Origin of the sequence: Geobacillus sp. FJAT-46040 (assembly GCF_002335725.1) — a bacterium.
In the GTDB taxonomy this organism is placed as follows: Bacteria; Bacillota; Bacilli; order Bacillales; family Anoxybacillaceae; genus Geobacillus; species Geobacillus thermoleovorans.
In genome coordinates, this window is the sequence record NZ_NISS01000001.1 from 2,916,557 (window position 1) to 2,940,937 (window position 24,381).

Below are 24,381 nucleotides of genomic sequence, written 5' to 3' on the forward strand. Positions count from 1 at the left end.
GGTCAAATAACCTTCGCCTTCGGGATGTAAACATCCCTCTAGGCGAAGAACATTTGCCCATCGCGGCGAAACGCTCGCCTCCGCTTTTCGTCCTTAGAAAGGAGGTGATCCAGCCGCACCTTCCGGTACGGCTACCTTGTTACGACTTCACCCCAATCACTTGCCCCACCTTCGGCGGCTGGCTCCCGTAAGGGTTACCTCACCGACTTCGGGTGTTGCAAGCTCTCGTGGTGTGACGGGCGGTGTGTACAAGGCCCGGGAACGTATTCACCGCGGCATGCTGATCCGCGATTACTAGCGATTCCGGCTTCATGCAGGCGAGTTGCAGCCTGCAATCCGAACTGAGAGCGGCTTTTTGGGATTCGCTCCCCCTCGCGGGTTCGCAGCCCTTTGTACCGCCCATTGTAGCACGTGTGTAGCCCAGGTCATAAGGGGCATGATGATTTGACGTCATCCCCACCTTCCTCCGACTTGTCGCCGGCAGTCCCTCTAGAGTGCCCACCTTCGTGCTGGCAACTAGAGGCGAGGGTTGCGCTCGTTGCGGGACTTAACCCAACATCTCACGACACGAGCTGACGACAACCATGCACCACCTGTCACCCTGTCCCCCCGAAGGGGGAACGCCCAATCTCTTGGGTTGTCAGGGGATGTCAAGACCTGGTAAGGTTCTTCGCGTTGCTTCGAATTAAACCACATGCTCCACCGCTTGTGCGGGCCCCCGTCAATTCCTTTGAGTTTCAGCCTTGCGGCCGTACTCCCCAGGCGGAGTGCTTATCGCGTTAGCTGCAGCACTAAAGGGTGTGACCCCTCTAACACTTAGCACTCATCGTTTACGGCGTGGACTACCAGGGTATCTAATCCTGTTTGCTCCCCACGCTTTCGCGCCTCAGCGTCAGTTGCAGGCCAGAGAGCCGCCTTCGCCACTGGTGTTCCTCCACATCTCTACGCATTTCACCGCTACACGTGGAATTCCGCTCTCCTCTCCTGCACTCAAGTCCCCCAGTTTCCAATGACCCTCCACGGTTGAGCCGTGGGCTTTCACATCAGACTTAAGGAACCGCCTGCGCGCGCTTTACGCCCAATAATTCCGGACAACGCTCGCCCCCTACGTATTACCGCGGCTGCTGGCACGTAGTTAGCCGGGGCTTCCTCGTGAGGTACCGTCACCGCGCCGCCTTGTTCAAACGGCGCTCCTTCGTCCCTCACAACAGAGCTTTACGACCCGAAGGCCTTCTTCGCTCACGCGGCGTCGCTCCGTCAGGCTTTCGCCCATTGCGGAAGATTCCCTACTGCTGCCTCCCGTAGGAGTCTGGGCCGTGTCTCAGTCCCAGTGTGGCCGGTCACCCTCTCAGGCCGGCTACGCATCGTCGCCTTGGTGAGCCGTTACCTCACCAACTAGCTAATGCGCCGCGGGCCCATCCGCAAGTGACAGCCAAAGGCCGCCTTTCAACCAAAGACCATGCGGTCTTCGGTGTTATCCGGTATTAGCTCCGGTTTCCCGGAGTTATCCCGGTCTTGCGGGCAGGTTGCCCACGTGTTACTCACCCGTCCGCCGCTGACCAAACCAGAGCAAGCTCCGATTTGGTCCGCTCGACTTGCATGTATTAGGCACGCCGCCAGCGTTCGTCCTGAGCCAGGATCAAACTCTCCAAAAGAAAGTTGATTGGCTTTTCGCATTGTCCAGCTTCGGCCAAAGCGGCCTCCGCTTTTCTTATGACGCTTGCGTTTTGTTTAGTTTTCAAGGAGCTTTTTCGCTGTCCCTTAATGATGACAGTTATTAAATAATAACCCATGGACAACGAAAAGTCAACAACTTTTTTATTTCTTTACCGTCACAAGCAATGTTGATTGTATCATGTGGATGTTGTTTAGGCAATAGTATTTTTTGGAACTGACACTGATCAACCTTGCACCATTTCCTCGATATATATGTCCCGCTGAACGCTTAGTGACAGCAACTGTCCGGTTTCGATGATCTTGACGATCGGCCGGGCTGGCTCGTCCGAAGGAATAAACATAACTTCAGCCATTTCGCCGTTGGAGAGTTTGACGACGGCTCCTGTTTGTAGGCCGATGAGATTGTTCACCAGCGCGGCGACAGCTTCTGTACTCAGTTTGCCGAACTGCTCCCTTTGCATCGTTTCAATGGCCCGAAACGGCGACTGTTTGCGACGGTATAACCGTTCTGAAGTCATGGCATGGTAGACATCAGCGACGGCAACGATCTGGCTGTAAGGGTGAATTCTTTCTGCTTTTACTCCGAGCGGGTAGCCGCTGCCGTCATTTCGTTCATGATGTTGCAACACAGCAAGTTTTGCCCCATGGTTTAGCGCAGGGATTTTTTGCACCATGCGGTAGCTGAAGACAGGGTGCTGCTTTACTTCATTGAACTCGGCTTCAGTGAGCGCTGACGGATTTGTCAAAATTCTCTTACTTACTTTCGCCATGCCACAGTCTGCTAGCACACCGGCAAGGGCGATTTGGTGGCATTCCCCTTCGCTGTATCCAAGCTGCATGGCCAAAAAGCCCGCGAGCAGCCCGACGCTGACGGCATGATGGTGCAAATATTCGTCCTTTGTTGCGTAATGATGCAACATAAGCAACTCCCGTTTTTGGCCCGCCATTCGTTCAAAAAGCGAAGTGATGACCCCTCTGATTTCGCCGATATCAACCGGCAAACCGGCTTGCCACGATTGAAACCATGTTTTGTATCGTTGGACCGCCTCTAAGTAGAAAGCCATCGGCTGTTTGGCAACCGCCGTTGATGCGGAATCGACGTTGGGAAATGGTTCACCGTTAGCAAGCAATGGTTCAACGTCCACTTCCTCAACGAGGAATTTTTCAAGTACGAGTAGCAACGGTTTCGTGATCACGGTGTTTTTCGGTATAATTGGACGTTTCGTCTTGCCGAGCACATCTTCAGCGAGCACGCATCCTTCGCGAAGCTGGGAGCGTTTCACACGGACCATCGATTAGTGCCCCCTTTGTCTTTTTTTCTCTATATTTCTATCGTAACATGATTTTGGCCGCGATGGCAGGCTTTTGAAACAGAAAAACGACGCCCCGCGCCTATAGGCGAAGCGCCGTTTCCGTTAGGCTGAATGATCTTCTTCTTTATTCCTCGTCCCTTTCTTCCTCAGGCACTTTCGCCACCGTAGCGACGCACTCATGCCCATCTTCGCCAGAGAGGCGAATGAGCTTAACGCCTTGGGCGATTCTTCCCGTCCGAGAAATATCGCTGACGGCAATGCGAATGAGCACGCCGCCGGTCGTGATCACCATGACGTCTTCATTGCCGACGACGGTTGTCACCGCAACGACAGGACCGTTTTTATCCGTGACGTTGCACGTTTTCAATCCTTTGCCCCCGCGGCTTTGCACGCGGTATTCCGAGGCCGGAGTGCGCTTGCCGAACCCTTTTTTCGTGACGACAAGCACATCATGATGGTCTTCTAAAATTTCCATGCCAACTACTTCATCCCCGTCATCAAGCGTGATCGCTTTGACTCCAGTCGCGCTGCGGCCCATCGCCCGCACGTCGGTTTCCGGAAAACGGATGAGCATGCCGTTTTTCGTACCGATGATCAAATGCTTTTTGCCATCCGTCAGCCGGACAGAAATCAGTTCATCCCCTTCGCGCAAATGGATGGCGATAAGCCCGTTGTTGCGAATATGGGCGAACGCTGAAAGCGGGGAACGTTTGGCAATTCCTTGCTTTGTCGCAAACACGAGGTAGCGTTCATCGCTAAACTCGCTTTCAATCGGAATCATGGCGTTGATCCACTCATCTTTATCGAGCTCAAGCAAGTTGATGATCGGCAGCCCTTTGGCTGTGCGGCCGAATTCCGGAATCTCGTAGCCTTTTGCCTGATATACTTTCCCTTTATTCGTGAAAAACAGCACGGTATCATGAGTCGACGTAATGAGCAAATGTTCGACAAAATCGTCTTCCGCCGTATGCATGCCTTGCACGCCCCGTCCGCCGCGTTTTTGGCTCCGGTACGTCGATAAAGGCAAGCGCTTGATGTAGCCTTTATGAGTAAGCGTGATGACGACATGCTCTTGTGGAATTAAATCCTCGTCATCGAACTGCTCAACGGCTCCTGAAACGATTTTCGTGCGCCGCTCATCGTTGAACCGCTCCTTAATTTCGCTCAGTTCATCGCGAATGATTTGCAATACTTTCTCTTCGTCGGCCAATACGCCTCTCAGTTCTGCGATCAGACGGACAAGGTCTTGGTATTCTTGTTCGATTTTTTCCCGCTCAAGGCCGGTTAACCGTTGCAGGCGCATATCCAAAATCGCCTGCGCTTGCCGTTCACTGAGTGAGAACCGCGCCATCAGCCCTTCGCGCGCCGCCTCCGTTGTCTGTGAGCGGCGGATGAGGTCGATCACTTCATCCAAATGGTCAAGGGCGATGCGCAACCCTTCCAGAATGTGAGCACGCGCCTCGGCTTTTTTCAGCTCAAACGCCGTCCGCCGGCGGATGACGGTTTTTTGATGGTTTAAATAATGCTCCAAACACTCTTTTAAGTTCAGCACTTTCGGCTCGCCGTTTACCAAAGCAAGCATGTTGATGCCAAAACTCGTTTGCAATGCCGTATGTTTGTACAAATTGTTCAACACAACCTTCGCGTTGGCATCGCGCCGCACTTCGATAACGATGCGCATGCCGCTCCGATCCGACTCGTCGCGCAAGTCGGTGATGCCGTCAATTTTTTTGTCGCGCACAAGTTCGGCGATCCGCTCGATCAGTTTCGCCTTGTTTACTTGGTAAGGGAGCTCGGTCACAATGATCGTTTCCTTGCCGTTTGGCTGCTGCTCGATTTCGGCCTTGGCGCGCAATGTAATGGAGCCGCGACCCGTTTCGTACGCCTTGCGGATGCCGCTGCGGCCGATAATTTGTCCAGCGGTTGGAAAGTCAGGTCCTGGGATGTATTCCATCAAATCGGCAACCGTCATCTCCGGATTTTGGCTTAATGCCAACAAGGCATCAATCACTTCGCCAAGCTGGTGCGGCGGAATGTTCGTCGCCATTCCGACAGCGATGCCGGATGAACCGTTGACAAGCAAATTAGGAAACCGGGACGGCAGCACGACCGGTTCTTTTTCCGAACCGTCATAGTTGTCTTGATAGTCAATCGTGTCTTTGTTGATATCGCGCAAAAGCTCCATGGCGATTTTCGACATGCGCGCTTCCGTGTAGCGCATCGCTGCTGCCGCGTCGCCGTCAATCGATCCGAAGTTGCCATGTCCGTCGACAAGCATGTAGCGGTAGTTGAAATCTTGCGCCATGCGCACCATCGTGTCATACACGGCGGCATCCCCGTGCGGATGATATTTCCCGATCACTTCGCCGACGATGCGAGCCGACTTTTTATACGGTTTATCGGCAGTCATGCCGAGGTCGTGCATGGCATATAAAATGCGGCGATGCACCGGCTTCAGCCCGTCGCGCACGTCCGGCAGGGCGCGCGAAACGATGACGCTCATCGCATAGTCAAGAAACGAAGAACGCATTTCCTGGCTGATGTTCACTTCGCGGATGCGCGGTTGTTCGTGTTCTGCCATTCGTTCAAACCTCCCTTTGAAACCTCCTCCAGTCCGGACCGCCCGGCCAGGCGGACGCGGACGGACGGCGGGCGCCGCTTCGCTCGCGCGCCGGGTGTCCCCGTCGGCAAGGTGAAGCGAGGAGGGCGGCTGATTCCCTCTTTTTTTTTATCCTAAATGTCCAAGTTTTTCACATAACGGGCATTTTCTTCGATGAACTGGCGGCGCGGCTCAACTTTATCGCCCATTAAAATTTCAAACGTTTCATCTGCGTCAATGGCGTCTTGCAAGCTCACTTGCAGCAACGTTCTCGTTTCCGGATTCATCGTCGTTTCCCAAAGTTGCTCCGGATTCATTTCGCCCAATCCTTTATAGCGTTGAATCGTCGGTTTTGGCTGGTCCGGCAGCTCGGCAAGGATTTTCTCAAGCTGGCGGTCGTTGTAAGCATAACGCACCTGTTTTCCCTGCTCGATTTTATACAGCGGCGGCTGAGCGATATAAATGTAGCCGTGTTCAATCAATTCCCGCATATAACGGTAAAAAAATGTTAAAAGAAGCGTGCGAATATGGGCCCCGTCAACATCGGCGTCGGTCATGATAATGACCTTATGGTAACGCGCCTTTGAGATGTCAAACTCTTCGCCAATGCCCGTGCCAAGGGCGGTAATAATCGCCCGCACCTCATTGTTCGACAAAATTTTGTCCAAGCGCGCTTTTTCCACGTTAAGGATTTTCCCGCGCAGCGGCAAAATCGCTTGGAAATGGCGGTCGCGCCCTTGTTTCGCGGAGCCGCCGGCCGAATCGCCCTCGACGACATACAGCTCGCTGATCGACGGGTCTCTTGACGAACAGTCAGCCAGTTTGCCCGGCAAATTGGAAATTTCAAGCGCACTTTTGCGCCGCGTCAGTTCGCGCGCTTTTTTCGCCGCCAGCCGCGCCCGCGCCGCCATCATGCCTTTTTCGACGATTTTTCGGGCAATCGTCGGATTTTCAAGCAAAAACGTTTCAAATTGTTCGGAAAAGACAGCGTCGGTCACCGTGCGCGCATCGCTGTTGCCGAGCTTCGTTTTCGTTTGCCCTTCAAACTGCGGCGATGGATGCTTGATCGACACGATGGCCGTCAGCCCTTCGCGCACATCTTCGCCAGTCAAATTCGTGTCGTTTTCTTTAAAAATTTGCTGCTTGCGAGCGTAATCATTGATAATGCGCGTCAGCGCCATTTTAAAGCCAGATTCATGTGTGCCGCCTTCATGCGTATGAATGTTGTTGACAAACGAATAAATATTGCTCGTATAGCCGTCGTTGTACTGCAAGGCGATTTCTACGGCAATGCCGTCACGCTCGCCAGCGATATAAATTGGCTCTTCGTGCAGCACTTCTCGTGTTCGGTTCAAATGACGGACGTATGAACGAATGCCGCCTTCGTAAACATATTCGTTTTTTCGGCTGTCAACCCGTTCGTCCGTCAGCGTGATTTTTAAGCCGCGATTTAGAAAGGCGAGCTCACGCAACCGAGTGGCCAGCGTTTCATAGTCAAATTCGGTCGTCTCAGTGAAAATTTCCGGGTCCGGCTTAAAACGGGTCGTCGTTCCGGTCCGGTCTGTCTCGCCGATGACTTGCAAGTCGGTGCACGGTTCTCCGCGCTCGTACCGCTGGTAATGGATTTTTCCATCCCGATAGACGTAAACTTCGAGCCATTCCGATAAGGCGTTGACGACCGAAGCGCCAACGCCGTGCAAGCCGCCGGACACTTTATAGCCCCCTCCGCCAAATTTCCCACCGGCATGAAGGACGGTCATAATGACTTCGACGGCGGGACGCCCGGTCGCCTCGTGAATGTCAACCGGAATGCCACGCCCGTTGTCGGCGACGGTGATGCTGTTGTCTTTGCCGATCGTCACATCGATGTTTGTGCAATAGCCCGCCAACGCCTCGTCGATGCTGTTGTCGACGATTTCCCAAACGAGATGGTGCAGTCCTTTCGGCCCCGTCGAGCCGATGTACATCCCCGGGCGCTTGCGGACCGCTTCAAGGCCTTCAAGCACTTGGATTTGGCTTGCATCGTACGTCTGCTCAACCCGTTGTTCCATTGTCATGCCTGATCACCTACGCTTTCTTTGCAAACGTTCAACGGTCTCGCGGTCAAGAAGGAGCGGTTACCGAACCAGAATGGACTCGATAAATAGCCGCTTCTTGAATGATATCGTGCTTAATGCCGTCAATGCTTGTTGTTGTGACAAAAGTTTGCACTTTTTTCCGGATGGCATCAAGGAGGTGGGTTTGCCGAAAGTCATCAAGTTCTGACAACACATCATCCAGCAATAAAATGGGGTAATCGCCTAACTCGGAAAAGATGAGCTCAAGTTCTGCCAGCTTGACCGCTAGCGCGGTTGTACGTTGTTGCCCCTGGGAACCGAAAGTTTGCACGTTTTTTCCATTCACGAAAAACGCGATGTCATCACGATGCGGGCCGACCAGCGTTGTTCCCCGCTGAACTTCCCGTTCCCTCATGGCGGCGAACGTTTCACTGTATGCTTCTACTATTCTCGACAATTCCGCCTTTTCTGATACGTCGACCGACGGTTCGTATCGGATGCAAAGCTGTTCGGCGCCGCGGCTGATTTCATAGTGGATTGGCATCGCCCATTGCTCAAGCAGCGACAAAAACTGGCGGCGCCGCAGCGTAATTTTGGCCGCCAGCAATACAAGCTGCTCAGTTAACACATCAAGAACCGCCTCATCGCTCCGCTCGCGCGCCTGCATCATTTTTAAGTAATGATTGCGTTGTTGCAGCAGCTTTTGGTATTGGCTCAAATCATGTATATACACAGGCGACACTTGCCCGATTTCCATATCGACAAATCGGCGCCGCACTTGCGGACTTCCCTTGACTAAACTCAAGTCTTCGGGAGCAAACATGACGACATTCAAATGGCCGACGTATTGGCTGAGCCGCTGCTGTTCAATATGGTTACATCTTGCTTTTTTTCCTTTTTTTGAAATAAGCAACTCAAGCGTTAACGACCCGCTTCGTTTTTCCGCTCTTCCTTCTATTTTAGCATACTCTTCATTCCAACGGATAAGGTCTTTATCGTTGGACGTGCGGTGCGACTTCGCCATAGCCAAAACATAAATGGCCTCCATCATGTTCGTCTTTCCTTGGGCATTTTCTCCTAAGATGACGTTCACGCCCTCACCAAAATTCAGCGTTTCATACTCATAATTCCGGTAATTCGTCAACGTTAAGTTGGTCAAAAACACCGAACCTTCACCTACTCCGCTTTTACGACGACGAACATGCCAAACGGTTCAATGTCGATCCGGTCGCCGTCTCTCAGCTTTCGCCCGCGCCGGTTTTCCCGTTCTCCATTGACAAGCACGTGATGTTCCTGCAAAAACCATTTGGCCGCACCGCCAGTATCGATCAATCGCACAAGTTTCAAAAGCTGCCCCAGCGTAATCGTTTCCGTTGTAATCGTCACCCGTTGTTCCATCCGTGTCATCGCTCGCTTTCCTTCAAACTGCCTATTCTTTTATTTTACCGGAAAATCCGCCCACTCGCAAAGAAAGCCGATGGGAAGGATGGGCATAGATGTTGCCCGCCTTCTCATCGGACTTGAGAAAAAGCAGCGTTGTCGGGCTGCTTTTGCCCTTGAAGCTGAATGGTTTTCGCCAATAGGAGGGCGGTGGGTCAATATGTTCTCACCGGCAAAATGAGCTGAAGCATCGAATCGGTATGAAGCGGGCGCAACAGGAACGGCCGCATGGCCCCAGTGAAGCTGATTTGAATGTCTGTTCCATCAAGCGCCCGCAACGCGTCCATCATATATTTCGCGCTGAACGAAATGTTCAACTCTTCCCCTTCAAGAGACTCCGTTTGCAGCTGCTCCGTCACTTTCCCGATCTCCGGAGAAATCGAAGAAATTTCGAGCATTCCTCCAGGAAGCGTCGTCAGTTTCACAACGTTGTTCCTTCCTTCTCGAGCAAGCAAGGACGCTCGGTCGATTGCCTGCAGAAACTCTTTTGTATTGACGATCATGGTCGTTTTGCTTTCTGTTGGAATCAAGCGGGCCGTCTCCGGATAGTTGCCGTCAAGCAGCCGGGAAAAGAAGAGAAGGTGCTCGGCCTTAAATAGCACTTGATTGGCTGTCATGACGATGTCCACCGGGTGGTTGCCGTCATCCAAAATTTTGCTGAGCTCATTAAGACTTTTTCCAGGGATGACGACGTTGTATGATACTTCATTTTCCGACTCAATTTTCACTTTGCGCATGGCTAAGCGATGACTGTCGGTCGCTGTGCAGACAAGCTCGCCATGTTCAACTTTCCAGTTGACACCTGTCAAGATTGGGCGCGTTTCCGATGTAGAAACGGCGAACACCGTTTGCCGAATCACGGTTTTCAATAAATCAGCCGGGATTTGAAACACGTTTTCTTCTTCAATTTGCGGCAGGCGCGGATATTCGTCGGCGTTTAGCCCATTGAGGCGGAATTCTGAGTGCCCCGAGCGGATGATCGTCAAAAAGTTGTCTTCCGTTTCGATTTCCACCGTTTGTTGCGGCAGTTTTTTCACGATTTCAGAGAAAAAGCGCGCCTGCAGTACGATGCTCCCCGGTCTTTTCACGTCAACGAGCAACTTGCCTTCTTTTTCAAGCGGAATAAACGATTCAATTGAAATGTCGGAATCGCTTCCGGTCAGCGTTACTCCCGAGGCGGTTGCTGTTAGTTTGATTCCGGTCAAAATCGGAATCGTCGTTCTTGTCGATACGGCTTTCATCACGTCTTGGACGCTCTTGGCCAACGCTTCGCGGTCAATGGAAATGTTCACGTTGCTGTTCCTCCCCGTTTCTTTAGATCGTCGGAAATAAATTATAAAAATATAAAAATAAAAACCGTAGTACTAGTCGTATGGCTTGTTAGTATGTGGATAAACAAAAAAAGCGAAGCAAGCACAGCCTGTCCACATGTGGATAAGCTGTGCATAAAACCGAGACAGTTGTTCACAGTTGCTTCAGCTTTTCTTGAATCTCTTGTATATGCCTTTGCAGCTGCGTATCGGTTTGCAAAAGCTTTGATATTTTTTCATGGGCGTGGATGACGGTTGTATGATCGCGTCCCCCAAATTCATCGCCGATTTTCGGCAACGAACAGTCGGTCAGTTCGCGGGAGAGATACATGGCAATTTGCCGAGGGAACGCGACCGATTTTGTTCGCTTTTTCGCTTTAAAATCTTCCATCTTGATGTTGAAATGCTGTCCAACAACGCGCTGAATGTCTTGAATCGTGATTACCTTCGGCTTTGCGCTCGGGATGATGTCTTTCAATGCCTCTGCTGCCAAGTCAGCGGTGATCTCTTTGTTGATGAGCGACGAATAAGCGACGACGCGAATGAGAGCGCCCTCAAGCTCGCGGATGTTCGAGTCAATTTGATTGGCGATATAAAGCATTACCTCGTTTGGAATGTCAAACCCCTCCGCCTTCGCCTTTTTGCGGAGGATAGCAATCCGCGTCTCCAAATCAGGCGGCGTAATGTCGGTGATGAGCCCCCACTCAAAGCGCGAACGCAAGCGGTCTTCGAGTGTTGGGATTTCTTTCGGCGGTCGATCGCTTGAGATGACGATTTGCTTGCTCTCCTCGTGCAGCGTATTAAACGTATGGAAAAATTCTTCTTGCGTTTGTTCTTTTCCGGCCAAAAACTGAATATCATCGATCAGTAGGACGTCAACGTTCCGATACTTGTTGCGAAAGTCGTCAGGGCGGTTGTCTCGGATGGCGTTAATAAACTCATTCGTAAATTTCTCTGAAGATAAATAGACCACTTTCGCCGATGGGTTATGTTCAATCACGTAATGGCCGATCGCGTGCATTAAGTGTGTTTTTCCAAGTCCGACGCCGCCATAGATAAACAAGGGGTTGTATGCTTTGGCCGGAGCCTCAGCGACCGCCAGTGAAGCGGCATGGGCGAACCGGTTGCCGGAGCCGATGACAAACGTATCGAACGTGTATTTCGGATTTAACATGCTTTGTGGGAAATCGTTTGTCTCTTCATACGGTTTCCGTTGCTTTTTCTTAGATGACTGGAACTCTAGTTCTTCATCATCCTGATTTGGCGGAATGATAAACTTGACGGCCAATTCTTCGCCCGTGATGGTGTAGATCGTTTCCGCAATCAAATGAGAGTAGCGAGAATCAAGCCAATCTCTAGCAAACTCGTTCGGGGCTACGATGACGAGCGTGTCACCTCGTAAAGAGTGGGCTTTTGTTGACTTGAGCCAAGTTTCAAAGCTCGGCTTGCTGATTTTTTGTTCAATCTCCGCGAGCACGCGATCCCATAAGTCATGGATATTTTCCACCCGTTGCCCCTCCCTTAAGTCAGAGGATGATCGTTTGTTTAAAAAAATAAGTTTGTGGAAAAAGCATATTAAGGAAATAAAGAAGCTTTTCGACAAAATCCACCATCTGTGGGTAACATTATTAACGCGTTGTGAAAAAACTATTCACAATCTATCCACAAAATGTGGATAGACTCCTCTTATCCACATAATTATCCATAGTGAAAACACAATAATAATAGCAAATAAAGCGGCTTGTTGCAACGGGATTTTTTTGATTATCCACAAAATGGACGGGATGTGAAAAAATCATTATCCACACCATTGAACATGTGAAAAAAATGTCGATAAATGTTGTGGATTGTTGATAGGGAGAAAAAATTTATCCACAGCGCTGATCAGAGTTGGAAAAACGAAGAGGCGGTTGACATTTGCTAAGATTGTTCAATATAATGAGAAAGACTGCCCGTAACTGTTATTCCCTAGGGAGGTGTCATAGATGAAACGGACGTATCAACCGAATAGACGGAAACGAAGCAAAGTGCACGGATTCCGCGCGCGCATGAGCACGAGAAACGGCAGAAAAGTGTTGGCGCGCCGCCGCCGCAAAGGAAGAAAAGTTTTGTCTGCATAATAGGCCACTGAAGTTTCAGTGGTCTTTTTTCTCAATATTTTGCCGCCGGGAAATTAGGCAAATGGAGTGTTTGGGGAGAATGAAAAAAAAGTATCGGATCAAGAAAAACGAAGAGTTCCAGGAAGTGTTTCAGAGGGGCGCTTCAACGGCCAACCGCCAGTTTGTCATCTACACGCTTGACCGCCCGGAGCAGCCTTATTTTCGCATCGGGCTGTCTGTCAGCAAAAAACTTGGCAAGGCTGTCGTCCGAAATCGAATCAAGCGCTACATCCGCCAATGCTTCCTCGAATTGAAAGAGGAGATTGCCCCTGGCAAAGACTATGTCGTTATCGCTAGGCAGCCGGTGGCGGAGATGAATTATGCGGAAGTAAAAAAAAGTTTAATCCATGTGCTCCGGAAATCCGGAGGGCTGAAAAAAGGAGGCCAACCGTCGCATTCGGCTTGAAAAAATGCTCCACGCGGCAAAAAAAATGGTAAAATACATACGTGAACTTGTATATGTGGGAGGAAAAAGAAGGTGAAAAGGCGAATTACATTCATTGTATTGCTCAGTGCATTGGCTGCCATGTTGTCTGGATGCACGGAGATTAATGAACCGATCACCCGAGAAAGCAAGGGGTTTTGGAACGAGTATATCGTTTATCCGCTTTCTTGGCTTATTAAATACGTCGCCGAGATGCTTGGCGGAAGCTACGGGCTGTCGATCATTGTCGTTACCATTCTCATCCGCCTGCTCATCTTGCCGCTGATGATTCAACAGACGCGCAATGCGAAGGCGATGCAAGCGCTTCAGCCTGAAATCGAGGCGTTGCGCAAAAAATACAGTTCTAAAGACGCGCAAACTCAACAAAAGCTCCAGCAAGAGATGATGCTCTTATTCCAAAAGCACGGCGTCAACCCAATGGCCGGCTGCTTCCCGATTTTGATCCAGATGCCGATTTTAATTGGATTTTACCATGCCATCATGCGGACGAGAGAAATTGCCCAACATAATTTTTTATGGTTTGACCTTGGCGAAAAAGACCCGTACTACATTTTGCCGGTCATTGCCGGCGTGACGACGTTCATCCAGCAGAAAATCATGATGGCCGGCTCCGCTCAGCAAAATCCACAAATGGCGATGCTGCTTTGGATGATGCCGATTATGATCGTCATTTTCGCGATCAACTTCCCAGCTGCTTTGTCGCTTTACTGGGTCGTCGGAAATATTTTCTCCATTGTGCAAACGTATCTCATTAAAGGGCCGGAGATTGCCGCCCATTCAGGAGGAGCGAAAAAGTGAAAGAAGTGACCGCGACTGCCCGGACAGTCGAAGAGGCGGTGCAGTTGGCGCTCGCGCAGCTTGGCGTGCCTCGAGAGCGTGCGGTTATTGTTGTGCTCGATGAAGGGAAAAGAGGTTGGTTTGGCTTGTTTGGCGGCCGGCCGGCGGTTGTGAAAGCCGTGCTGAAAATCGACCCGGTTGAGGAGACGGTTCGCTTTTTGCAGCAAGTCATCGCGCAAATGGGGGCGGAAGGGACAAGCATCGAAGCCGTCCGCCGCGGCAAGCAGGTGACGCTTCATGTGCACGGGGGGCCGGTCGGTCTATTGATCGGCAAGCACGGGCAAACGTTAAACGCTCTTCAGTTTTTGGCGCAGCTCGTCGCCAACCGCCATGCTGACGAATACGTGTCGATTGCCGTCGATGTCGAAAATTACCGCGAACGAAGGGAAAAGGCGCTGATCGAACTGGCGCACAAGCTGGCCGCCCGGGCGGTGAAGACGGGAAAAGAAGTAAGGTTGGAGCCGTTGCCGGCGCATGAACGGAAGATCATCCATGCAGCGCTGGCTGACAACAAGCACGTCTTGACCTATTCCGTTGGCGTTGATCCGCACCGTTCGATTGTCGTCGCTCCGAAAACAGGCAAAATGTCGCCGAAAAAAGAGGCGCCTCGCTAAACTGTAGAGAGGCGGCCTCTTTTTTTACGGTATCGGCGCCGCCTGGAAGATTGGCGATGGAAATGGGGGAACGCTCCAGCAAGAGCTTCTTCAAATGGGGAAACAGCGCAGCAACGGTCTTTTTTGCCTATCCGTCCAGATGATTGTGAAGCAATCACTAGTTTCCACCAACTTTTTTTGACGGCCGCCGCTTATATTTTTCAACAACCGCGTTGAGCGCGCTGTATTGTTATTCACATGTGGATAAGTTAAAATTGAACTAAGTGAATATGCACAAGGAAAAAAAGCGGCCAAAACGGGCTGTGGATATAGAGAAAGCGGAGCAAAGAGAGGTGAACAGCTTTGACGGAATTTGATACGATCGCCGCCATTTCGACGCCGATGGGCGAAGGGGCGATTGCCATCGTTCGGTTGAGCGGAGATCAAGCGGTTGAGATCGCTGACCAGCTTTTCCGCAGCCCGAGCGGAAAGCGGCTCAAAGACGTTCCATCACACACGATCCACTACGGGCATATCATCGATCCGAAAAGCGGACGGGTCGTTGAAGAAGTAATGGTATCAGTTATGCGCGCACCGAAGACGTTTACGCGCGAGAACGTGGTCGAGATCAACTGCCATGGCGGGTTTGTTTCCGTCAATCGGGTGCTGCAGCTCGTGCTGGCAAACGGGGCGCGGCTCGCCGAGCCGGGGGAGTTTACGAAGCGGGCGTTTTTAAACGGGCGCATCGATTTATCTCAAGCTGAGGCAGTCATCGACCTGATCCGCGCCAAAACCGACCGAGCGATGAACGTCGCCCTACAGCAAATGGAAGGGCGCCTGTCAAAATTGATTCGCGAGTTGCGGCAGACGATTTTGGAGACGCTGGCACATGTTGAAGTCAATATCGATTATCCGGAATACGATGATGTCGAAGAAATGACGCCGCGCCTTTTGCGGGAAAAGGCGGAATATGTGCGCGGGCAAATTGAAAAGCTGCTGTCGACCGCCGCGCAAGGAAAAATATTGCGCGAAGGGCTGGCAACGGTCATCATCGGGCGGCCGAACGTCGGCAAATCGTCGCTTTTGAATGCGCTCGCCCATGAAAATCGGGCGATCGTCACCGATATTCCGGGGACGACGCGCGACGTCATCGAGGAATATGTCAACGTCCGGGGCGTACCGCTTCGCTTGATCGATACGGCTGGCATCCGCGAAACCGAAGATGTCGTCGAACGGATCGGCGTCGAGCGCTCGCAGCAAATGTTGAAGCGGGCCGACTTAATTTTGCTCGTTTTGAATTATCATGAACCGCTGACGGAAGAGGACGAGCGGCTGTTTGCCATGATCGAGGGAATGGACGCCATCGTCATTGTGAATAAAACCGATTTGCCCCGGCGGATCGATATGGAGCGGGTCAAGGAGCTGGCGGCCGGCCGGCCGGTCGTGGGGACATCCCTGTTGCATGAACAAGGAATTGATGAACTGGAGAAGGCGATTGCTGACCTGTTTTTTGGGGGTGAGCTGGAAGCCGGCGATTTGACGTACGTTTCAAACTCTCGCCATATCGCCTTGCTCGAGCAGGCGAAAACAGCGATCGAGGATGCCTTGGCCGGCATTGACGCCGGCATGCCGGTTGATCTCGTCCAAATCGATTTGCGCCGGGCATGGGAGTTGCTTGGCGAAATCATTGGTGATACGGTCCATGAAAGCTTGATTGATCAGCTGTTTGCTCAGTTTTGTTTAGGAAAATAAGCGAGGAGGAAATGCCATATGGATTACCATGGAGGAACGTATGACGTCATTGTCGTTGGCGCTGGCCATGCCGGCTGCGAAGCGGCATTAGCTTCGGCGCGCATCGGGGCGAAGACGCTTGTCATTACGCTCAACCTCGATATGATCGCGTTCATGCCGTGCAACCCGTCGATCGGCGGCCCGGCGAAAGGAATCGTCGTGCGCGAAATCGACGCTCTCGGCGGGGAAATGGCAAAAAACATTGACAAAACATACATTCAAATGCGGATGCTAAACACCGGCAAAGGGCCAGCCGTCCGCGCGCTTCGGGCGCAAGCCGATAAAGTGCTGTACCAGCGGGAAATGAAAAAAACACTCGAAAATCAAGAGAATTTGACGCTTCTGCAAGGAAAAGTCGAGCGGCTGATCGTCGAAGACGGCGTTTGCAAAGGTGTCATCACTCACACGGGGGCGCATTATTACGCCAAGGCGGTCGTCATTACGACCGGGACGTTTTTGCGCGGGGAAATCATCATCGGAGACATTAAATATTCGAGCGGCCCGAACAACCAGCAACCGTCGATTAAGCTGTCCGAGCATTTAGAAGAGCTTGGGTTTGAGCTTGTTCGCTTCAAAACGGGCACGCCGCCGCGCGTCAACAGCCGGACGATCGACTACAGCAAAACGGAAATTCAGCCGGGAGACAAGGAGCCGCGCGCGTTTTCGTACGAGACGACAAAATACATCACTGATCAGCTGCCGTGCTGGCTGACGTACACGACGGAGGAAACACACCGCATCATCGATGAAAACTTGCACTTGTCGCCGATGTACTCCGGCATGATCAAAGGAACCGGGCCGCGCTATTGCCCATCGATCGAGGATAAAGTCGTCCGGTTCCACGATAAGCCGCGCCATCAAATTTTCCTCGAGCCGGAAGGGCGGGAAACAGAAGAAGTGTACGTGCAAGGGTTGTCAACAAGTTTGCCGGAACATATCCAGCGCAAGCTGCTCGAGACGATCCCGGGACTTGAGAAGGCGCAGCTCATGCGGGCTGGCTATGCGATCGAGTATGATGCCATCGTGCCGACGCAGCTATGGCCGACGCTCGAGACGAAGCTTGTGAAAAACTTGTATACCGCAGGGCAAATCAACGGCACGTCCGGCTATGAAGAAGCGGCAGGCCAAGGCATTATGGCCGGCATTAACGCCGCCCACCGTGCGCTCGGCCGCGAAGAAATCATTTTAAGCCGTTCGGATGCCTATATCGGCGTTTTAATCGACGACTTGGTGACGAAAGGGACGAATGAGCCGTACCGCCTGCTGACGTCGCGTGCCGAGTACCGGCTTTTGCTTCGCCATGACAACGCCGATTTGCGCCTGACCGAGCTCGGCTATCGGATCGGTCTCATTTCCGAAGAGCGGTATCAAAAATTTTTGGCGAAAAAAGAGGCGATCGAACGAGAGAAAAAGCGGCTGCAAACGGTGATCATCAAACCGACGCCAAAAGTGCAGGAAGTCATCCGTGAAGCGGGTGGAAGCGAGCTGAAAGACGGCATTCGCGCCGCCGATTTGCTCCGACGCCCGGAGATGACGTACGAGCACATCCGAAAACTGGCGCCGGCTGACGAGGAGATCGCTCCGGAAGTGGCTGAGCAAGTCGAAATTCAAATCAAGTACGAGGGCTACATCCAAAAATCGTTGCAAGAAGTCGAACGGCTCAAAAAAATGGAAAACAAAAAAATCCCGGAAGATATCGATTACGACGCCATCCAAGGGCTTGCAACCGAGGCGCGGCAAAAGCTCAAACAAGTGCGCCCGCTTTCGATCGCCCAGGCGTCGCGCATTTCCGGCGTCAATCCGGCCGATATTTCGATATTATTAGTGTATTTGGAACAAGGAAGAATCGCGCGCGTGTCGAATGAATAAACAATGAGGGAAAGGATTGGCTTATGGAGGCGACACAATTTCAAACCATGCTCGAAGAGAGGGGAATTCTCCTCTCTTCCCGGGCGCTTGCGCAGTTTGAGCGCTATTACGAACTGCTCGTTGAGTGGAACGAGAAAATGAATTTGACCGCTATTACGGACAAGCCCGGCGTCTATGTGAAGCACTTTTTCGACTCGGTGTCCCCGGCTTTTTACTACGACTTTTCAGCGCCGCTTGCGCTTTGCGACGTCGGATCCGGGGCGGGATTTCCGAGCCTTCCGCTCAAAATTTGTTTTCCGCATTTGCGCGTTTCCATCGTTGATTCGCTGCAAAAACGCATCCGTTTTTTAGAGCATCTGATCACCGAGCTCGGGCTTGCGGACGTGGCGCTTTACCACGAACGCGCTGAGACGTTCGCCCGTCAAAAGGGGATGCGCGAATCATTTGACGTCGTCACGGCCAGAGCAGTGGCGCGCATGCCAGTGCTTGTCGAACTTTGCCTTCCGCTCGTGAAAATGGGCGGGACATTCATTGCGATGAAAGCTGCTTCGGCGCTCGAGGAGCTGAAAGAGGGAAACAAGGCGATTTCTGTGCTTGGCGGAGAAGTGACGGCGACGGAAACGTTCACGTTGCCGTTTGACGAAGGCGAACGAACGATCATTTTCATCCAAAAAATGAGAAAAACGCCGAACCAATACCCGCGCAAACCGGGAACGCCGAACAAACAACCGATTCAGTAGCGTCTTTGCGGGCGGGGGAGGGCTTTGCCGGCTGAAAGAGAGAAACAAGCTGTTTCGCTCCCCGCCTTCGTCCCGCGCCAAAAAACCGACCGTAAGGCGGCGTATGCCGGGCGAGACAGAGACATTTTGGCCAAGTATGTCCAAAGGTGGTGTAGGGGGATGAAGCATCCATTTTCGCGCTTGTTCAGCTTTGGAGAAAAAGAACAGGAAGAAATGGAGGAAAAGCAAGAGCGGGAGGAAGTTCGCCACATTCCGGTCAAAAGCATTATTCCGAACCGCTTTCAGCCGCGCACGATGTTTGATGAAGAGAAGATCGACGAGTTGGCGCTGACGATCCGCACGCACGGCATCATCCAGCCGATCGTCGTCCGCGAATGCGGGAACGGACGGTTTGAAATCATCGCCGGCGAGCGGAGATGGAGAGCGGTGCAAAAGCTTGGCTGGACGGAAATCCCCGCGATCATCAAAAACTTAAATGACAAAGAAACCGCCTCCGTCGCCCTCATTGAAAACTTACAGCGCGAAGAGTTGACGCCGATTGAAGAGGCGATGGCGTACGCCAAATTGATCGAGCTCCATGATTTGACGCAAGAAGCGCTCGCTCAGCGGCTCGGCAAAGGACAGTCGACGATCGCCAATAAGCTGCGTCTGCTGAAACTCCCGCAAGAGGTGCAAGAGGCGCTCTTGCAACGGGCGATTACGGAACGTCATGCGCGCGCGTTGATTGCCTTGAAAGATAAAGAAAAACAGCTGAAACTGCTGCAAGAAATCATCGACAAACAGTTGAATGTCAAGCAGACGGAAGATCGGGTGTTAAAGCTGCTCGAGGCGGGGGAACGGAAGCCAAAACCGAAGCGAAAGGCGTTCAGCCGCGATATGCGCATCGCCGTCAACACGATCCGCCAGTCGCTTTCCATGGTCGAAAGCAGCGGGGTGTCCGTTCAATCGGAAGAAGAAGAATTCGATGACTACTATCAAATTACGATTCGAATCGCGAAAAAATAACGAAAGTCACCTTTTGCCTCATCAAGCACTGCTGATGGGGTTTTTTCTTTCAGAAAACAAAGTCATTTTCCTGTTTTCGTGCTAAAATAAAATGGATTGAGGAAGAGATAGAGGTAGGTGGCATCGTGGGAAAAGTCATTGCTATTGCAAACCAAAAAGGCGGAGTTGGAAAAACGACGACGGCGGTCAATTTATCGGCATGTTTGGCGCATCTTGGAAAAAAAGTGCTGCTTGTTGACGCCGATCCGCAAGGAAATGCGACGAGCGGCATCGGCATTGAGCGAGGCGATGTGGACGAATGCATTTACAATGTCATCATTGGCGACATGAAAGCAAAAGATGTCATTCGACCGACGGACATCGAAAATTTATACGTCATTCCAGCGACGATCCAGCTCGCCGGCGCAGAAATTGAGCTCGTCTCGGTCATTTCCCGCGAAATCCGGCTGAGAAACGCGATCGAGCCGCTGAAAGACAAATACGACTTCATTATTATCGATTGTCCTCCTTCGCTCGGCTTGCTGACGCTCAACGCGTTGACAGCGGCCAATTCTGTGCTCATCCCTGTCCAATGCGAATATTATGCGTTAGAAGGGCTCAGCCAGCTGCTTAACACGATCCGGCTTGTGCAGCGGCACTTAAACTATGATTTGCGCCTCGAAGGCGTTCTGTTGACGATGCTTGATGCAAGGACGAATCTAGGCTTGCAGGTCATTCAAGAAGTCAAAAAGTATTTCCGCGAAAAGGTGTACCAGACGATCATCCCGCGAAACGTGCGGCTGAGTGAGGCGCCAAGCCATGGCAAGCCGATCATTTTGTACGATGTGAAATCGCGGGGGGCGGAAGTGTATTTGGAACTGGCGAAGGAGGTGCTTGAACGTGGCTAAAGGTCTCGGCAAAGGCATCAGTGCGCTGTTTGACAACCTTTCTCTCAATGAACTTAATGGGAAAGAGGAAACGGTGCGGGAAGTAAGCATTCACGACCTTCATCCAAACCCGTACCAGCCGCGGAAAACGTTTCAGCCTGAGGCGATTGAGGAGTTGAAGCAATCGATTTTGCAGCACGGCATTTTGCAGCCGCTCATCGTCCGCCGTGTACCGAACGGATTTGAAATCGTCGTTGGTGAACGGCGCTATCGGGCGGCCAAAGAGGCGAATTTGCCGTCAGTGCCGGTCGTGGTGCGCAAGTTGACTGATGAGCAAATGATGGAGTTCGCCCTTCTTGAAAACTTGCAGCGCGAGGATTTGAACCCGATCGAGGAAGCGATGGCGTACAAAATGTTGATGGACAAGCTGCACTTAACCCAGGAGGAAGTCGCGAGCCGTGTTGGGAAGAGCCGTCCGCACATCGCTAATCATTTGCGTTTGTTGTCCCTCCCTTCAGATGTGCAAAAGCTGCTCATTGATGGCACACTTTCGATGGGACATGGCCGCGCGCTTTTAGGGCTGAAACAAAAAAGCAAAATGAAATCGATCGTGGAACGGACGATTCGCGAAGGGTTGAACGTCCGCCAGCTTGAAAAACTGATCCAACAAGCGAACGAAAATGTTTCACGTGAAACATCGAAGCGGAAACCGCCGGAAAAAAGCGTGTTTATTCGGGAAAGCGAATCGTTGCTGCGCGAAAAATTCGGGACGAACGTCACGATTAAACAAACGAGGAAAAGAGGAAAAATTGAAATTGAGTTTTTTTCTCCGGAAGATTTAGAGAGAATATTAGAACTGCTCGATGTGCGGTTCGACGAGTAAGTCGGCCCTTTGATCAAGGCCGGTTTATTTTTTTGCAAGAGAGGGTTGGACATCATGGTGTTGTTAGGAACGATTGTCAATGGAGTGAGCATTATCGCCGGGGCGTTGATTGGAAAATGGCTTCATCGCATCCCCGAGCGAGTGAAGGAAACGGTGATGGGGGGGATTGGGCTTGCGGTGGCGCTGCTTGGCATACAAATGGGAATGAAAAGCGAACAGTTTCTCGTTGTTATTTTCAGCCTTGTTTTCGGCGGCATTCTCGGGGAGTGGTGGAACTGGGAGGAAAAGCTGAACCGGCTCGGTCAATGGCTCGAGGTGAAAGTGAGCGGAAACGGGCAAGGAAGCATCGCTAAAGGGTTTGTCAGCGCAACGTTGTTGTTTGTCATCGGGGCGATGGCCATCGTCGGAGCGCTTGACAGCGGGCTGCGCGGCGACCATAGCGTCTTGTATACGAAATCGATTTTAGACGGCTTTGCCAGTGTCATTTTGACGACGACGCTCGGCATCGGCGTCATCTTCTCCGCCTTGCCGGTCGTTGTTTATGAGGGGAGCATCGCGCTGTTGGCGACGCAAATCGAACGGTTTGTGCCGAAGGAAGTGCTCGATTCGTTCATCGCCGAATCAACGGCGACCGGAGGCATTTTAATTATGGCCATTGGACTCAATATGCTCGGTTTGACGAACATTCGCGTGGCCAATTTGCTGCCGAGCATTCTCATTACGGCAGCCGCCGTTTTCATTCTTTCACTCGTTTAACGACCGGTTGTTTTGGCCGGACAGAAAAGAAATCCCCTCCTTGAACAGCTGACCAAGAGGGGGATTTGCTGCCTACCATAATGAATGCCGGTCTGTTGAGAGCGGAGGGGCAGCGAGCCGCTCTTTTCGGAGGATGAACCGCTCCGCTTCGCAAATGCCATTGGCGATCGTTTTCGCCATATTCATGACAAGATGGAGGCGCGTATTTTGCAGGACGAAAAACTCCATAAACCCGCTGACATTGACAACCCCAGTAATATGGGCGTCGCCGACGGGAAGGAGCTGTTTGTTGACCCCAGCCCCAGGGCGGACGGGTCCTTTGGCAATCGTGATGGCGCCGACGCTTTTCAGCCGCCCGAGGCAGGCATCGACCGCGATCATGAACGGATCGTTATGAATGAGTCGAATGGCTTCTACCTTTTCTTCCAAATTAACGGCATGGATTGGTTCTTCGAGTGTTCCGTACACGTGGAAGCGAGCCAACGGCTTCTCTTTGAGCATCGTGCCGACGAGCGGTCCAAGCGAATCGCCGGTCGAGCGGTCTGTGCCGATGCAAACGATAGCGACCGGCTGAGCGAGCGGGTCGGGAAGCAGTGAGGCGACCCGCCAAGCGATCGACGACACCGCCCCTTGCTCATCGTAAAACACGCGGTCCCTTTCCTCCTTGGATGAGTAAAATATCGATGGTATGCTCATTTGCTTCACTCCTACTTTCGTTTCAAAAGTATTAACAGTATACGGAAAATAAAAGAATGATATACATTTCATTGTTCGTTTTCTTGCCTTTTCTTCGCGATAACGGGATATCGGGCTACAAATCAGCGGCCGGTCTTGTTAAAATAAAAGCGCAGAACAAGAAAAAAGATTGAGGTGTCGCCAACGTTGAACACGATGGAAAAAACGATGAGCCGATTGTTCGCATTTTTGATAGATGAGAAATTGTGGCTCCAGATCGGAAAAGGGACGCTGAAGATTGTTCTTATCCTACTCATATGCGCCATTGCGGTGAAAGTGTTGAAAATTGCCGTTCATAACATGTTCAAAGTGCGACAGAAGGCGCCGATCCGCATTTCCGAACGGCGGGAGGCGACGCTCGTTCGGCTGCTCGACAACGTCATTACGTACGTACTATATTTTATTGCGCTCTTGATGATTTTAGATACGTTTGGCGTTCCCGTCAAAGCGCTGCTCGCCGGGGCTGGGGTCGTCGGGCTGGCCGTGGGTTTTGGCGCACAAAGCTTAGTGAAAGACATCATCACTGGATTTTTCATCATTTTTGAAGACCAGTTCGCGGTCGGCGATTATGTGCGCATTGGCAATTTTGAAGGGTATGTTGAAACGATTGGGCTTCGGGTGACGAAAATTAAAAGTTGGACCGGGGAAGTGCACATTTTGCCAAACGGCAGCATCACTCAAGTGACGAACTATTCACTGCACAACAGCCTCGCTGTCGTTGACGTCAGCATCGCCTATGAAGAAGACATTGAAGAGGCGGAGGAAGCCATCCGCGAGCTTCTTCCGCAGCTGCCGGCGAAGTATGAAGACATGGTCGCCCCGCCGGAATTGCTTGGCGTGCAAAATTTAGCCAGCTCGGAAGTCATATTGCGCATCACGTGCGAAACGAAGCCGATGCGCCATCTGGCGGTCGCTCGGGCGATCCGCAAGGAAGTAAAGCTGCTGTTGGACGAACGGGGAATCGAAATCCCATACCCACGGCTTGTGCTGCATCGCCGCGACGAACAAGAGCAGCCCGAGGCAAAGCCTCAACGGGAGCAATCGTTGTCATAGGGAGGTGGATCGATGGAAGAGAAACAGTTCGGCCTATACGATATCGTCGAAATGAAAAAGCCGCACCCATGTGGAACGAATCGTTGGAAAGTGATTCGCTTGGGCGCTGACATCCGCATTAAATGCGAAGGGTGCGCCCATAGCGTTTTGTTGCCGCGCAAAGAGTTTATCCGCAAAATGAAAAAAGTGCTCGTCAAGCATGAAGAATAAGCAAATGAATCATGGTGGCGAGGCCATGCTCTTTTGTTGCGAA

Annotated in this window: 21 protein-coding genes and 1 rRNA gene; 13 read left to right on the forward strand and 9 right to left on the reverse strand. The window is 51.8% G+C overall.

Going from position 1 to position 24,381, the window contains the following annotated elements; translation table 11 throughout:
* Positions 1 to 97: 97 nt before the first annotated feature.
* From CD000_RS15625 to dnaA, 8 genes are all read right to left on the reverse strand, one after another.
* Positions 98 to 1,655, reverse strand: a 16S ribosomal RNA gene (locus tag CD000_RS15625).
* A 246-nt stretch (positions 1,656 to 1,901) separates the two neighbouring features.
* Positions 1,902 to 2,969, reverse strand: a complete 1,068-nt coding sequence (locus CD000_RS15630; protein ID WP_096225988.1) for an HD-GYP domain-containing protein — start codon at positions 2,967 to 2,969, stop codon at positions 1,902 to 1,904.
* 145 nt (positions 2,970 to 3,114) lie between these two features.
* Complete coding sequence (gene gyrA, locus CD000_RS15635; protein WP_096225989.1) at positions 3,115 to 5,571, reverse strand: DNA gyrase subunit A; 2,457 nt, start codon at positions 5,569 to 5,571, stop codon at positions 3,115 to 3,117.
* Between the two features lie 152 nt (positions 5,572 to 5,723).
* Positions 5,724 to 7,646 carry a DNA topoisomerase (ATP-hydrolyzing) subunit B gene (gene gyrB / locus CD000_RS15640; protein WP_014194553.1) on the reverse strand — a complete coding sequence of 641 codons (1,923 nt, stop codon included), beginning with the start codon at positions 7,644 to 7,646 and terminating at the stop codon, positions 5,724 to 5,726.
* 46 nt (positions 7,647 to 7,692) lie between these two features.
* A complete protein-coding gene (gene recF, locus CD000_RS15645) occupies positions 7,693 to 8,811 on the reverse strand; it encodes a DNA replication/repair protein RecF (RefSeq protein ID WP_096225990.1) in 1,119 nt (372 codons plus the stop codon).
* Between the two features lie 11 nt (positions 8,812 to 8,822).
* On the reverse strand, positions 8,823 to 9,053 hold the full coding sequence (gene yaaA, locus CD000_RS15650) for a S4 domain-containing protein YaaA (RefSeq protein ID WP_096225991.1): 231 nt from the start codon (positions 9,051 to 9,053) through the stop codon (positions 8,823 to 8,825).
* 188 nt (positions 9,054 to 9,241) lie between these two features.
* The gene (dnaN, locus tag CD000_RS15655; protein ID WP_011229518.1) at positions 9,242 to 10,378 is read right to left on the reverse strand and encodes a DNA polymerase III subunit beta; all 1,137 of its coding nucleotides are present in this window, start codon (positions 10,376 to 10,378) and stop codon (positions 9,242 to 9,244) included.
* Positions 10,379 to 10,550: 172 nt separating this feature from the next.
* Positions 10,551 to 11,903, reverse strand: a complete 1,353-nt coding sequence (dnaA, locus tag CD000_RS15660) for a chromosomal replication initiator protein DnaA (RefSeq protein ID WP_011229517.1) — start codon at positions 11,901 to 11,903, stop codon at positions 10,551 to 10,553.
* 478 nt (positions 11,904 to 12,381) lie between these two features.
* Here dnaA and rpmH point away from each other — a divergent pair, with 478 nt between their 5' ends.
* From rpmH to CD000_RS15715, 11 genes are all read left to right on the forward strand, one after another.
* Positions 12,382 to 12,516 (forward strand): 50S ribosomal protein L34, encoded by a 135-nt coding sequence (rpmH, locus tag CD000_RS15665; protein ID WP_003253900.1) that lies wholly within the window; start codon positions 12,382 to 12,384, stop codon positions 12,514 to 12,516.
* A gap of 79 nt (positions 12,517 to 12,595) precedes the next feature.
* A complete protein-coding gene (gene rnpA / locus CD000_RS15670; protein WP_011232960.1) occupies positions 12,596 to 12,961 on the forward strand; it encodes a ribonuclease P protein component in 366 nt (121 codons plus the stop codon).
* Positions 12,962 to 13,033: 72 nt separating this feature from the next.
* Positions 13,034 to 13,798: a YidC family membrane integrase SpoIIIJ gene (gene spoIIIJ / locus CD000_RS15675; protein WP_096225992.1), complete on the forward strand. Its 765-nt coding sequence runs from the start codon at positions 13,034 to 13,036 to the stop codon at positions 13,796 to 13,798.
* The gene (gene jag / locus CD000_RS15680) at positions 13,795 to 14,451 is read left to right on the forward strand and encodes an RNA-binding cell elongation regulator Jag/EloR (RefSeq protein WP_096225993.1); all 657 of its coding nucleotides are present in this window, start codon (positions 13,795 to 13,797) and stop codon (positions 14,449 to 14,451) included. The genes spoIIIJ and jag overlap by 4 nt, the downstream gene beginning before the upstream one ends.
* A 342-nt stretch (positions 14,452 to 14,793) precedes the next feature.
* A complete protein-coding gene (gene mnmE, locus CD000_RS15685) occupies positions 14,794 to 16,182 on the forward strand; it encodes a tRNA uridine-5-carboxymethylaminomethyl(34) synthesis GTPase MnmE (protein WP_096225994.1) in 1,389 nt (462 codons plus the stop codon).
* Positions 16,183 to 16,200: 18 nt separating this feature from the next.
* The gene (gene mnmG / locus CD000_RS15690) at positions 16,201 to 18,090 is read left to right on the forward strand and encodes a tRNA uridine-5-carboxymethylaminomethyl(34) synthesis enzyme MnmG (RefSeq protein ID WP_011232956.1); all 1,890 of its coding nucleotides are present in this window, start codon (positions 16,201 to 16,203) and stop codon (positions 18,088 to 18,090) included.
* Positions 18,091 to 18,113: 23 nt separating this feature from the next.
* Positions 18,114 to 18,830 carry a 16S rRNA (guanine(527)-N(7))-methyltransferase RsmG gene (rsmG, locus tag CD000_RS15695; protein ID WP_011232955.1) on the forward strand — a complete coding sequence of 239 codons (717 nt, stop codon included), beginning with the start codon at positions 18,114 to 18,116 and terminating at the stop codon, positions 18,828 to 18,830.
* A gap of 159 nt (positions 18,831 to 18,989) precedes the next feature.
* Entirely contained in the window at positions 18,990 to 19,835 is an 846-nt protein-coding gene (noc, locus tag CD000_RS15700) for a nucleoid occlusion protein (RefSeq protein ID WP_011232954.1), read from the forward strand.
* A 125-nt stretch (positions 19,836 to 19,960) separates the two neighbouring features.
* Positions 19,961 to 20,722 (forward strand): ParA family protein, encoded by a 762-nt coding sequence (locus CD000_RS15705; RefSeq protein ID WP_011232953.1) that lies wholly within the window; start codon positions 19,961 to 19,963, stop codon positions 20,720 to 20,722.
* Positions 20,715 to 21,584, forward strand: coding sequence for a ParB/RepB/Spo0J family partition protein (locus CD000_RS15710; protein WP_096225995.1), 870 nt, complete (start codon positions 20,715 to 20,717; stop codon positions 21,582 to 21,584). The genes CD000_RS15705 and CD000_RS15710 overlap by 8 nt, the downstream gene beginning before the upstream one ends.
* Positions 21,585 to 21,638: 54 nt before the next feature.
* On the forward strand, positions 21,639 to 22,340 hold the full coding sequence (locus tag CD000_RS15715; protein ID WP_011232951.1) for a DUF554 domain-containing protein: 702 nt from the start codon (positions 21,639 to 21,641) through the stop codon (positions 22,338 to 22,340).
* Between the two features lie 72 nt (positions 22,341 to 22,412).
* On the opposite strand, the gene yyaC is transcribed toward CD000_RS15715, so the two are convergent.
* A complete protein-coding gene (gene yyaC / locus CD000_RS15720; protein WP_096225996.1) occupies positions 22,413 to 23,036 on the reverse strand; it encodes a spore protease YyaC in 624 nt (207 codons plus the stop codon).
* 186 nt (positions 23,037 to 23,222) lie between these two features.
* Here yyaC and CD000_RS15725 point away from each other — a divergent pair, with 186 nt between their 5' ends.
* Together CD000_RS15725 and CD000_RS15730 are read left to right on the forward strand one after the other, a co-directional pair.
* The gene (locus CD000_RS15725; RefSeq protein ID WP_011232949.1) at positions 23,223 to 24,128 is read left to right on the forward strand and encodes a mechanosensitive ion channel family protein; all 906 of its coding nucleotides are present in this window, start codon (positions 23,223 to 23,225) and stop codon (positions 24,126 to 24,128) included.
* A 12-nt stretch (positions 24,129 to 24,140) separates the two neighbouring features.
* On the forward strand, positions 24,141 to 24,338 hold the full coding sequence (locus tag CD000_RS15730; RefSeq protein ID WP_011232948.1) for a DUF951 domain-containing protein: 198 nt from the start codon (positions 24,141 to 24,143) through the stop codon (positions 24,336 to 24,338).
* Positions 24,339 to 24,381 lie beyond the last annotated feature (43 nt).